Here is an 11,155-nt window from a genome sequence, read left to right on the forward strand (position 1 = left end):
CAGGCTGAGCTGTGGGGCCAGGCCGCGGTCAAGCCCCACCATCTGGGCCATCGGGAACGGCTTCGCGACCGGGCGCTGAACGGCGGGATCGAGGCTCTGCCGGACTATGAGCTGCTGGAGATGCACCTCTTCCGGTCCATCCCCCGCGGGGATGTGAAACCGCTGGCCAAGGCGCTGCTGGCGCGGTTCGGCTCCCTGGCCGGCGTGCTGGGCGCCTCCGTGGCCGAGTTGCGCACCGTCCGGGGCGTGGGCCAGGCCGTGGCGCTGGACCTGAAGCTGCTGCACCATACCGCCCTGCGTATCGGCCGCGAGCAGGTGGCCCGACGCACGGTGATCACCTCCTGGAGCCAGCTGCTGGACTATGTGAAGCTCGCCCTGGCCCATGAACCCCGCGAGCAGTTCCGCATCCTGTTCCTCGACAGGAAGAACCAGCTGATCGCCGACGAAGTGATGAACCACGGCACGGTGGACCATGCGCCGGTCTATCCCCGCGAAGTGATGCGTCGGGCGCTGGAGCTGTCGGCCAGCGCCATCATCCTGGTGCACAATCATCCGTCCGGCGACCCGACGCCGTCCCAGGCCGATATCGAGATGACCCGCCAGGTGATCGAGGCGGGCCGGTCCCTGCGCATCACCGTCCATGACCATCTGGTGGCCGGCCGCCACGGGGTGGCGAGCTTCAAGGCCCTGGGGCTGATCTAGCTCTCGGGGCGCGCCCCCATGGTTTCCGGCGGGCGCGCCGTCTCAAGGCGGCAGGCCACGCCGGGCTCGCTGGCGATGTCTTCCTCGGGTTTGAGACGGCTGATCGTCCCTTCGGCCTCGCCCTTCGTCCACCATTGGCGAGTGTCGTCGGTATAGCGGGCGCCGCTGGCGGACCGCGCAAGGGTCAGACGGTGCAGCTCGCCGCGATACTGGACGATGGCCACCTCCGGGCTGGGATAGGCCGCCCGCAGGCGCTCGCCGTTGTCGCAGCGATAGGCCAGGGCGTCGGGGGGCAGGCTGGCGCCGCCCAGGGCCTCGGCCGCGGGGGCGGCGGCCTTCTTGGCCGGCGCGGGGGCCGCGAGGGGTTCATCGACGGGCGCGCCGCAGGCGCCAAGACAGAGCGCGGCGGCCAGAACCGCCGCCGACGCGCACCCCTGGCCCCTCATGCCCCCGTCCCGCGCACGGCGGCCTCCTCCCAGGCCTTGAAGTGAGGGTCGGCCAGCAGGCGGTTCACATATTCCGCCCCGCGGCCGGCGTCGCCATGGTCCGAGAGGCGCAGGCCATAGGTTCGCAACCGGGTAGCCACGGGCGTGAAGAAGGCGTCGGCGATGGACCACGGCCCCGCCAGGAAGGGGCCGCCATGGGCGTCCAGCATCTGGTTGAAAAGGGCGCTCAGGCGCCGCAGGTCGGCGGCGGTGGCCTCAGACGGCGCTCGGCTGTGGAGCGCCTCGTCCAGGGCCATGGGAAACTCCCCGCGCAGGGAGGCGAAGCCTGAGTGCATCTCGGCGCTCGCCGCGCGCGCCTGCGCCCGCGCCGCCGGATCGGCGGGCCAGAGGCCAGCCTCGGGAAAGGTCTCGGCCAGGTATTCGCAGATGGCCAGCGAATCCCAGATCACCAGATCGCCCACCTTCAGCGCCGGAACCTTGCCGGAGGGGGAATGGGCCAGGATGGCCGCGGTGCTGGTCCCGGCCTGCCGCAGTTCGATCTCCACCTCGGTAAAGGCGGCGCCCGTCTTCCTCAACGCCAGCCAGGGGCGCAGAGACCAGCTCGACCAGCGCTTCGTCCCGATGACCAGTTCCATCTCGCCTCCTCGAAAACACGGTATCTCTATTGCAGAAGGCCATTTTCGCCTGTCTAGAGTGACCCAACGATAAGAAGCCTTGCGCCCAGGAGACAGTGCGAAATGACAGATACAGCCGCGCCTGCACCCGCCAAACCTGACGGGGGCGCCTCGCCCGTGACCGGCATCCAGCCCCTGGCTCCGCCGGTGCGCACCTATGCGCTGAGCCTGCTCCTCGGGATCTACACGATCAACTTCCTGGATCGGCAGGTGGTCAACATCCTGGCCGAGCCCATCAAGCAGGATCTGGGCCTGGCGGACTGGCAGCTGGGCCTGATGAGCGGCCTGGCCTTCGCCCTCTTCTATACCGTGCTGGGCATTCCCATCGCCCGGCTGGCGGAACGCAAGAACCGGCCGATCATCATCGGCACGGCCGTGGCGGTGTGGAGCGGCTTCACCGCCCTCTGCGGCCTGGCGCAGAACTTCTTCCAGCTGATCCTGTTCCGCATCGGCGTGGGCGTGGGCGAAGCCGGCTGCACCCCGCCGGCCCACTCGCTGATCAGCGACTATGTGCCCAAGGAGAAGCGCTCCACCGCCCTCGCCTTCTACTCCATGGGCACGCCGATCGGCGGCCTGCTGGGCCTGATCTTCGGGGGGCTGATCGCCGACGCCTACGGCTGGCGCGTGGCCTTCTTCGTGGCCGGCGTGCCGGGCATCCTGTTCGCCATCCTGGCCTATTTCACCCTGCCCGAGCCCCGCAAGGAACTGGCCAAGCGGGCCGAGAAGATCCAGGCGGCGTCCGCCACCTTCGGCGAGACGATGAAGGCCCTGGCCGGCAAGAAAACCTTCTGGTTCATCTCCTTCGCCGCGGCCATCAAGGCCTTCATCGGCTATGGCCATGCGCCGTTCACGGCCTCCTTCTTCCTGCGCAACCACCCCGAGCAGGTCCAGGCCCTGGCCTCGTCGGTGGGCGCCACGGTCGGCTATAACCTGCAGTCAGTGGGCTTTCTGGGCCTGGCGCTCGGCCTGATGTCGGGCACCGCCGGCGCTCTCGGCTCCTGGCTGGGCGGCTTCCTGGCCGACAAGTACGGCGCGCGGGACCTGCGGGCTCAGATGATCGCCCCGGCCATCGCCTCCCTGGTCACCATCCCCATCTATATCGCCGCAGTGACGGTGGGCTCCGTGCCGCTGGCCCTGCTGCTGCTGACCGTCAATGGCCTGCTGGGGACCATCTGGTACGGCCCGGTCTATGGCACGGCCCAGTCCATCGTGCCGCCGCACATGCGGGCCACCACTTCGGCCATCCTGCTCTTCATCATCAACCTGATCGGCCTGGGCCTCGGCCCGCTGGCCGTGGGCCTGCTCAGCGACTACTTCGCCGTGGGCATGGGCATGGGTTCGGGCGAGGGCGTCCGCTGGGCGCTGATCGTCTCCAGCGCCTTCGGTCTGATCGCCTTCTTCTGCTTCTGGATGGCCACCCGCACCATCCGCGAGGACAATGTAGGCTAGCGCCGAGGGGACAACCGGACGTCCGTAAGGGGGCGGTCATCGCAAGGTGGCCGCCCCTTTCTTTTGACCCTGGCGCGGTGATCACGGCTGTGACCACATGAGGCCTCAAGAACCGTCAGAGTTCTGGGAGGGAAGATTGTCCGCCGTCGAGACCGGCCTGGGGGCCGACGCACGCAAACCCATGTTTTCAGAGAGCTACAAGACCACGGTCCTGTGGCTTCTGGTGCTGGCCTACACCTTCAACTTCATCGATCGCACGATCATCTCGACCATCGGTCAGGCGATCAAGGAGGACCTGGGGCTCACCGACACCCAGCTGGGATTGCTGGGCGGGCTGGCCTTCGCCCTGCTCTACACCACCCTGGGCATCCCGATCGCCCGGATCGCCGAGCGACACAACCGGGTCAACATCATCTCCATCGCCATCGTCGTCTGGTCGGGCTTCACCGCCCTGTGCGGCATGGCCAACAACTTCCTGACGCTGGTCCTGTTTCGCCTGGGCGTGGGCGTGGGCGAGGCCGGCCTCTCCCCGCCCGCCCACTCTCTGATCTCTGATTATTTCGAGCCCCGCAGACGCGCCTCGGCCCTGTCGGTCTATTCCTTCGGCATTCCGCTCGGCACCATGTTCGGCGCTGTGGCCGGGGGGTGGATCGCCCAGAACGTCTCCTGGCGGGCGGCCTTCGTCATCGTCGGCCTGCCGGGCATCCTGGTGGCGATCGCGCTCAAGCTGTTCGTCAAGGAGCCCCCGCGGGGCTATTCCGAGCGCGTCATCCCCGAGACCCCGCTGGTCGAGGGCGAAGAGACCGTGCCCCCGCAGGCGGCCGTCAAGCCGCCCTCCATTCTGGCCGTGGCCAAGCGCATCTTCGGCAAGTGGAGCTTCTTCCACATGGTGGCCGGCATCACTGTGGCCTCCTTCGCCAGCTATGGCACCGGCCAGTATCAGGCCGCCTATTTCATCCGCATGTTCGGCTTGGATCTGGCCACGGTGGGGCTGATCTTCGGCCTGATCGGGGGCGTGGCGGCCGGAGCCGGCACCCTGCTGGGCGGCTTCCTCACCGACTGGGCGGGCAAGCGCTCCGGGCGGTGGTACGCCCTGGTGCCGGCCATCGGCCTGCTCGTGGCCTGCCCGCTCTATATTCTGGTCTATCTGCAGAATGACTGGCGCGTGGCCGCCGCCCTGCTGCTGCTGCCCGGCATCTTCCACTACACCTACCTCGGTCCGACCTTCGGGGTGATCCAGAACGCGGTGTCCCTGCGCATGCGCGCCACGGCCACCGCCCTGCTGTTCTTCGTCCTGAACCTGATCGCCCTGGGCTTCGGCCCGCCCTTCTGCGGCTGGTGCATCGACATGATCAGCCAGCACCTGTTCGCCGCCAGCCAGCTCGGGGACTTCTTCACCCTCTGCCCCGGCGGCATCGGCGCTCCAGGAGCGGGCCCCATCGTCGATGCGGCCTGCCGGGCCGCCGTCGCCGAGGGGTCGCGCCAGGGCATCATCTGGAACCTGCTGATCTATGCCTGGGCGGGCGTCCACTACCTGCTGGCGGCCGTCACCCTGCCCAAGGACATGGCTTCGGCCGTGGCGTCGTCTCAGGAGGACTGACCCCTTCGCCCGAACGGGTGGGCGCCTTGACAGGCGGGCGCCTTGGCCTCCATCAGCCGGGGCCTAAGGAGCCCGCCATGATCCCTCGTTACACCCGCCCCGACGCCGCCGACATCTGGTCCCCCCAGACCCGGTTCAAGATCATGTTCGAGATCGAGGCGCACGCCGCCGACGCCATGGCCGAACTGGGGGTCATCCCCAAGGCGGCGGCCAAGGTGATCTGGGAGAAGGGCCGCGACGTGGTCTGGGATTCCGACCGCATCGACGCCATCGAGCGCGAGGTGAAGCACGACGTCATCGCCTTCCTGACCCATGTCACCGAGATCGTGGGCCCGGAGGCGCGCTTCCTGCACCAGGGCATGACCTCGTCCGACGTCAACGATACGGCCCTGGCCGTTCAGCTGAGCCGGGCCACCGACCTGCTGATCGAGGATGTGGACCTGGTTCTGGCGGCGCTGAAGAAGCGGGCCTTTGAACACCGCATGACCCCGTGTGTCGGCCGCAGCCACGCCATCCATGCCGAGCCCACCACCTTCGGCCTGAAGCTGGCCGGCCACTATGCCGAGTTCCAGCGGGCCAAGGAGCGGCTGGCCATGGCCCGGTTCGAGATCGCCACCTGCGCCATCTCGGGCGCGGTAGGCACCTTCGCCAACGTCTCCCCCCAGGTGGAGGCCTATGTGGCCGAGAAGATGGGTCTGGCCGTGGAGCCGGTCTCCACCCAGGTGATCCCGCGCGATCGCCACGCGGCCTATTTCTGCGCGCTCGCCGTGGTCGCCTCTTCGATCGAGCGCCTGGCCGTGGAGATCCGGCACCTGCAGCGCACCGAGGTGCTGGAGGCTGAGGAGCCCTTTGATCCCGGCCAGAAGGGATCGAGCGCCATGCCGCACAAGCGCAATCCGATCCTCACCGAGAACCTGACCGGCCTCGCCCGTCTGATCCGCTCGGCGGCCATTCCGGCGCTGGAGAATGTCGCCCTGTGGCACGAGCGGGATATCAGCCATTCGTCCGTGGAGCGCGGCATCGCGCCCGACGCCACCATCCACATGGACTTCGCCCTGCGGCGCCTGGCGGGCGTCGTCGAGCGTCTGGTGGTCTATCCGGAGAACATGGCCCGCAACCTCGACCGATTGGGCGGGCTCGTCCATTCCCAGCGCGTCCTGCTGGCCCTGACCCAGAAGGGCTCCTCGCGGGAGGGCGGCTATGCGGCGGTCCAGCGCAACGCCATGAAGGTCTGGCGCGGCGAGGGCAATTTCCTCGACTTCCTCAAGGCGGACCCTGAGATCACCCTGTCGGACGCCGAACTCGAGGACCTGTTCGACCTCGGCTACCACTTCAAACACGTCGATACGGTCTTCGACCGCGTGTTCGGTCAGGCCTGACGACGAAAAGGGGCGGACGGCCGATCGCCGTCCGCCCCAATTGAATCTGCGAACCTCGACCTCAGCCGGCCGGTTGCGGTTGGGCGTCCTGGACGAATTCCCCGTCGAAGCGGATGGTGACCTCGTCGCCCAGGGGGCCGACCGGCATGCCGAAATCCGAGCGCTTGATGGCGCCTTCGGCGGCGAAGCCCAGGGCCGGGACGCCCAGGAAGGGGTGCTTCTCGATCTCGCCGATGAAGCGGGCGTCCAGGGTCACCGGACGCGACACGCCCAGGAAGGTCAGGTCGCCGGTCACCTTGGCGGTGCGCGGCCCCGTCTGCTCCACGGCGGTGGAGTTGAAGGTGATCTGCGGGAAGCGCCCGGCGTTCAGGAAGTGCTCGGCCTGGGCGATGTCCTCATCGAAGCTGTCGAAGCCGGTGTCGGGATGGCCGGCCTTGTAGTCGCCGGGATAGCCGGTGCTGACCGAAGTGGGGTCGATCACCGCCTGGATGCGGCTGTTCTCCAGATTGGCGGGATCAAGCGTCAGGGTCGCCTCGAGCCGGGTGAAGCGGGCGGTGTAGTTGGAGATGTTGTTGTGCGGCACCGACCACAGCAGGGCCGCATGGGTGGGGTCGAGCTTGTAGGTCCCCGCCGGCGCCTTCAGCTCGACCGCGGCCTCCTGGGCCGAGCCGGCCGCCGGCGCCTGGCGTTCCGCCCCGGGCTGGCCGCAGGCGGCGAGAAGCGCAAGCGCGGCGATGGGCAGGAGGTTCAAGGCGTTCATGCAGGTCGGCTCCGGTTGAGATGGGCGTTCATGGCGAAATGGTGAGGCGAAGCTGCGGCGCAAGGCGCCGCTTCAGCCCGATGTGGGCTCGGGCTCGGCCGGCGGCCGGGAAAGCCGGTCGGCCAGGCGGAAGACGAACGGATTGGCCAGGATGGAGATCAGGGCCGCGGCGATGACGAGGTCATGGGCCTCGCGCCCCATGATCCCCACGCCCAGGCCCACCCCGGCCAGGATGAAGGAGAATTCGCCGATCTGGGCCAGGCTGGCGGCGATGGTCAGGCTGGCGCTGCGGGTCAGGCGGAAGGCCGCGGTGATGGCCAGCGCCGCGGCCGACTTGCCCGCCAGCACGATCAGGACCGCCGCCAGCACGGCTGCCGGACGCTCCAGCAGCACGGCCGGGTCGAACAACATCCCCACCGAGACGAAGAACAGCACGGCGAAAGCGTCGCGCAGAGGCAGGGAGCGCTCGGCGGCGTTGTGCCCCAGCGGCGAAGAGGAGAGGACGACCCCGGCGACAAAGGCTCCCAGCGCGAAGGACGCGCCGAAGACCGCATAGGCCAGGTAGGCGATCCCCAGGGCGATGGCCAGGACGCCCAGGGTGAACAGCTCCCGCGAGCGGGTATGGGCGATACGCACCAGGAGCCAGGGCAGGACCCGGGCGCCGACGATCATCATGAAGCCCACGAAGATGGCGATCTGGGCCAGGGCGCCGCCGACCCCCAGGGCGATCTGGCCGGCGCTGGCCTGCGCCCGGCCCGCCACCAGGGGAATGAGCACCAGGGCCAGAACCATGACGATGTCCTCGACGATCAGCCAGCCCACCGCCACCCTTCCGGCCTCGCTCTTCACCGCCCCGCGCTCTTCCAGGGCGCGCAGCAGCACCACGGTGGAGGCCACCGACAGGGTCAGGCCGAAAAAGGCGGACTCCGCATCCCCCATGCCGAGCAACCGCCCCACGCCCCAGCCCAGCAGGGTGGCGCAGGCGATCTGGCCCAGGGCGCCCGGAATGGCGATGTTACGGACCTTCAGAAGGTCGCCCACCGAGAAGTGCAGACCGACCCCGAACATCAGCAGGATCACGCCGATCTCCGCCAGCTGCGCGGCCAGGGAGGCGTCGGCCACCCAGCCCGGCGTGAACGGCCCCACGGCCACGCCCGCCAGCAGATAGCCCACCAGGGGCGACAGCTTCAGCCGGTTGGCCGCCATGCCCAGGACGAAGGCCAGGACGAAACCGGCGACCAGGGTCAGGATCAGGCTGTCGTCGTGCGGCATGCGGCTCCCGGTTACTGGTCAGGCTGACGCAGACCCAGGGCGGCTCACGCCGCGACGGCGGCGATCGCAGGCTCTTGCGGAGTCGGAAGCGTCGCGTTCATCTTCCGACAGATGGCCGCGCGAGGGAAGACGGCGGACGCCGGCCTTCAGGATTTCTTGGCGGCAGGCGGCCCGGACGACGCCGCGTCCGGACCCTCAGGCGGGCGATGACGCCCGAAGAGCCTGATGTGATCAGACCGGTTCCCGCCTATCGGAAAGCGTTCTAGCCGTTACGGACCTGTTCGCGGGCCTGGGCCAGAAGTTCGTCCATCTTCATGCGGACCTCGCCCTCGGAGACCTGGACGCCGGCGCCCTTCAGGTCTTCGAAGACCTTGCGCAGCACATCCTCGTCCCCCGGAAGCTCCAGGTCCGAGCGCACCACGGCCTGGGCGTAGGTGGGCACGCGGTCTTCCGACAGGCCCATCAGGCCGGCCGCCCATTCGCCCAGCATGCGGTTACGCCGCGCGCTGGCCTTGAATTCCTGTTCCTGATCGAGGGCGAACTTCCGCTCGAAGCCCTTTTCACGATCGTCAAACGTGCTCATGCGTTCCCCGATAAGCGGCACAATCTTGGGCTCCATACCTCCCGCAAGGCGAGCCCGCAATCGAAACAGAAGGCCGGCGATCGCGCCGCCCCGGAGCGACCCCCGCTGTCCCCCTGCGTCGTAAGGCGGTTTGCGCCCGCCGCGGCCATCCGCTAATTTCCGCCCGCCTCATGTCGAGCGAGAGGCCGAGTCGGATCGCGCGTGGAAGATGGCCGCGCGCGTTTTTCGTTTTCCGACCGCGGCAAGCCCCCGCTCTGGGAGAAGGCGTTTGAGATGACCCGCCGCAAGAAGATCTACGAAGGCAAGGCCAAGATCCTCTATGAGGGCCCTGAGCCGGGCACCCTGATCCAGTATTTCAAGGACGACACCACCGCCTTCGACGCCACCAAGAAGGCGGTTCTGGAAGGCAAGGGCGTGATCAACAACCGCATCAGCGAGTATGTGATGACGCGCCTGAACACCATCGGCGTCCAGAACCATTTCATCAAGCGGCTGAACCTGCGCGAGCAGCTGATCCGCGAGGTGGAGATCATTCCCCTGGAGGTGGTGTGCCGTAACATCGCCGCGGGTTCGCTATCCACCCGGCTCGGCCTGCCCGAAGGCCAGGCCCTGCCCCGCTCGATCATCGAGTTCTTCCTGAAGGACGACAAGCTCCACGACCCCATGGTCACCGAGGAGCACATCACCGCCTTCAACTGGGCCTCGACCCAGGAGATCGACGACATCATGGCCCTGACCCTGCGGGTGAACGACTATCTGTCGGGCATGTTCGGGGCTGTGGGCATCACCCTGGTGGACTTCAAGCTCGAGTTCGGGCGGGTGTGGGAAAGCGACTTCAGCCGGGTGATCCTGGCCGACGAGATCAGCCCCGATTCCTGCCGCCTGTGGGACTCGACCACGAACGAGAAGCTGGACAAGGACCGCTTCCGTCGCGACCTGGGCGAGGTCATCGAAAGCTATACCGAGGTGGCGCGCCGCCTGGGCATCATGAAAGAGATGCCGACCGTGATCCAAGGAGGGCTGCACTGATGAAGGCCAAGGTCCACGTATTCCTCAAGCCCGGCGTCCTCGACGTCCAGGGCAAGGCCGTCGAGCAGGCGTTGCATGGCCTGGGCTGGAGCGGCGTTGAGGGCGTCCGCGTCGGCAAGACCATCGAGTTCGACCTGGCCGGCGCCGACCGCGCCAGCGCCGAAGCCGAGGTCAAGGCCATGTGCGAGAAGCTCCTGGCCAATACGGTCATCGAAAGCTACCGCGTGGAGCTGGCCTGATGCGGACCCTCCTCCTGGCCCTGGCCGCAGGCGCGCTCAGCGCCTGTTCGCCGGAGCCGGAGGCGCCGTCGGTCCAGGGCCCCCTGGCGCTGGACTGCGATGCGGGGTTCGAGGCCATGGCGAGCGCCGTCCGCGGACGGCCCGGGATTCGCCCTGCGCCGATCGACCCAAAGGAGCCCTATCTCGCCTTCACCGAGGCCGACAGTTCGGCTTCCTATATACTGACCACGCCAGGCGCCCCGGCCCATCCGGCGGTCCTGCGTCAACGACCCGTCTCCGGTCCCGAGGGCCGGCGCATGGTCCATGACGGATGCGCCTTCGGCGACCCCGAGGCCTTCGCCCAATTCAAGACCTATTGGGACGCAATCGCTCAGGCGCGATAACGCCCCCTCCCCGGCCCGCCGCGGCCGCCAGACCACAGGCCCTGCACGACCCATGAAAGCCGCCGTCATCGTCTTCCCCGGATCCAACTGCGACCGCGACTGCAAGGTGGCCGTCGAGCGGTCCACCGGCGCCCAGGTGGACATGGTCTGGCACGGCGACACCGCCCTGCCGGGCGGCCTGGACCTGATCGTCCTGCCGGGCGGTTTTTCCTATGGGGACTATCTGCGCTGCGGCGCCATGGCGGCGCTCTCGCCCATCATGTCCGAGGTCAAGGCCGCCGCCGAGCGCGGGGTGGCCACCGTCGGCATCTGCAACGGCTTCCAGGTTCTGTGCGAGGCCGGCCTGCTGCCAGGCGCCCTGCTGCAGAACGCGCGCCTGAAATATGTCTGCAAGCCGGTGGAGCTGGATGTGGTCAACGCCCAGACCCGCTTCACCTCGGCCTATGGCCAGCGCCGGCAGGTGACCATGACCGTGGGCAATGGCGAGGGGAACTATTTCGCCGACGACGCCACCCTTGAACGCCTGGAAGGCGAAGGCCAGGTGGTCTTCCGTTACCGCGACAATCCCAACGGCTCGGCCCGCGACATCGCCGGCATCATCAACGGCCAGGGCAATGTGCTGGGCATGATGCCCCACCC

General features: G+C 68.1%; 13 protein-coding genes. 8 read left to right on the top strand and 5 right to left on the bottom strand.

Translation table 11 applies throughout. The annotated features are described in order from the left end of the window. The first annotated feature begins 9 nt into the window (after positions 1 to 9). Positions 10 to 702, top strand: coding sequence for a RadC family protein (gene radC / locus V7D28_RS10245; RefSeq protein ID WP_333587298.1), 693 nt, complete (start codon positions 10 to 12; stop codon positions 700 to 702). Here radC and V7D28_RS10250 read toward each other — a convergent pair. Together V7D28_RS10250 and V7D28_RS10255 are read right to left on the bottom strand one after the other, a co-directional pair. Next, on the bottom strand, positions 699 to 1,148 hold the full coding sequence (locus tag V7D28_RS10250) for an MliC family protein (RefSeq protein ID WP_333587286.1): 450 nt from the start codon (positions 1,146 to 1,148) through the stop codon (positions 699 to 701). The genes radC and V7D28_RS10250 overlap by 4 nt on opposite strands. Next, positions 1,145 to 1,783, bottom strand: a complete 639-nt coding sequence (locus tag V7D28_RS10255) for a glutathione S-transferase (RefSeq protein WP_333587287.1) — start codon at positions 1,781 to 1,783, stop codon at positions 1,145 to 1,147. The genes V7D28_RS10250 and V7D28_RS10255 overlap by 4 nt, the downstream gene beginning before the upstream one ends. Positions 1,784 to 1,885: 102 nt before the next feature. Between V7D28_RS10255 and V7D28_RS10260 the strand changes: the two genes are divergently transcribed. From V7D28_RS10260 to purB, 3 genes are all read left to right on the top strand, one after another. Then, positions 1,886 to 3,271: a spinster family MFS transporter gene (locus tag V7D28_RS10260; protein ID WP_333587288.1), complete on the top strand. Its 1,386-nt coding sequence runs from the start codon at positions 1,886 to 1,888 to the stop codon at positions 3,269 to 3,271. Between the two features lie 136 nt (positions 3,272 to 3,407). Beyond that, on the top strand, positions 3,408 to 4,871 hold the full coding sequence (locus V7D28_RS10265) for a spinster family MFS transporter (RefSeq protein WP_333587289.1): 1,464 nt from the start codon (positions 3,408 to 3,410) through the stop codon (positions 4,869 to 4,871). A 77-nt stretch (positions 4,872 to 4,948) separates the two neighbouring features. Continuing rightward, the gene (purB, locus tag V7D28_RS10270; protein WP_333587290.1) at positions 4,949 to 6,250 is read left to right on the top strand and encodes an adenylosuccinate lyase; all 1,302 of its coding nucleotides are present in this window, start codon (positions 4,949 to 4,951) and stop codon (positions 6,248 to 6,250) included. A 61-nt stretch (positions 6,251 to 6,311) separates the two neighbouring features. Here the strand turns inward: purB and V7D28_RS10275 are convergent, their stop codons facing one another. From V7D28_RS10275 to V7D28_RS10285, 3 genes are all read right to left on the bottom strand, one after another. Continuing rightward, a complete protein-coding gene (locus V7D28_RS10275; RefSeq protein ID WP_333587291.1) occupies positions 6,312 to 7,010 on the bottom strand; it encodes a YceI family protein in 699 nt (232 codons plus the stop codon). 72 nt (positions 7,011 to 7,082) lie between these two features. Further along, positions 7,083 to 8,282 carry a cation:proton antiporter domain-containing protein gene (locus tag V7D28_RS10280; RefSeq protein WP_333587292.1) on the bottom strand — a complete coding sequence of 400 codons (1,200 nt, stop codon included), beginning with the start codon at positions 8,280 to 8,282 and terminating at the stop codon, positions 7,083 to 7,085. A gap of 262 nt (positions 8,283 to 8,544) precedes the next feature. Next, positions 8,545 to 8,865 carry a DUF1476 domain-containing protein gene (locus V7D28_RS10285; protein ID WP_333587293.1) on the bottom strand — a complete coding sequence of 107 codons (321 nt, stop codon included), beginning with the start codon at positions 8,863 to 8,865 and terminating at the stop codon, positions 8,545 to 8,547. A 273-nt stretch (positions 8,866 to 9,138) separates the two neighbouring features. On the opposite strand from V7D28_RS10285, the gene purC reads away from it, so the two are divergent. The 4 genes from purC to purQ form a co-directional block, all read left to right on the top strand. Next, a complete protein-coding gene (gene purC, locus V7D28_RS10290; RefSeq protein ID WP_333587294.1) occupies positions 9,139 to 9,894 on the top strand; it encodes a phosphoribosylaminoimidazolesuccinocarboxamide synthase in 756 nt (251 codons plus the stop codon). Beyond that, complete coding sequence (gene purS / locus V7D28_RS10295; RefSeq protein WP_333587295.1) at positions 9,894 to 10,133, top strand: phosphoribosylformylglycinamidine synthase subunit PurS; 240 nt, start codon at positions 9,894 to 9,896, stop codon at positions 10,131 to 10,133. The genes purC and purS overlap by 1 nt, the downstream gene beginning before the upstream one ends. Beyond that, a complete protein-coding gene (locus tag V7D28_RS10300; RefSeq protein ID WP_333587296.1) occupies positions 10,133 to 10,516 on the top strand; it encodes a hypothetical protein in 384 nt (127 codons plus the stop codon). Before purS ends, V7D28_RS10300 begins: the two co-directional genes overlap by 1 nt. Positions 10,517 to 10,568: 52 nt before the next feature. Then, positions 10,569 to 11,155 (top strand): phosphoribosylformylglycinamidine synthase subunit PurQ (purQ, locus tag V7D28_RS10305; RefSeq protein ID WP_333587297.1); only part of this gene is annotated, 587 nt, incomplete at its 3' end.

It is taken from the genome of Phenylobacterium sp. (assembly GCF_036723115.1).
Classification (GTDB): domain Bacteria; phylum Pseudomonadota; class Alphaproteobacteria; order Caulobacterales; family Caulobacteraceae; genus Phenylobacterium.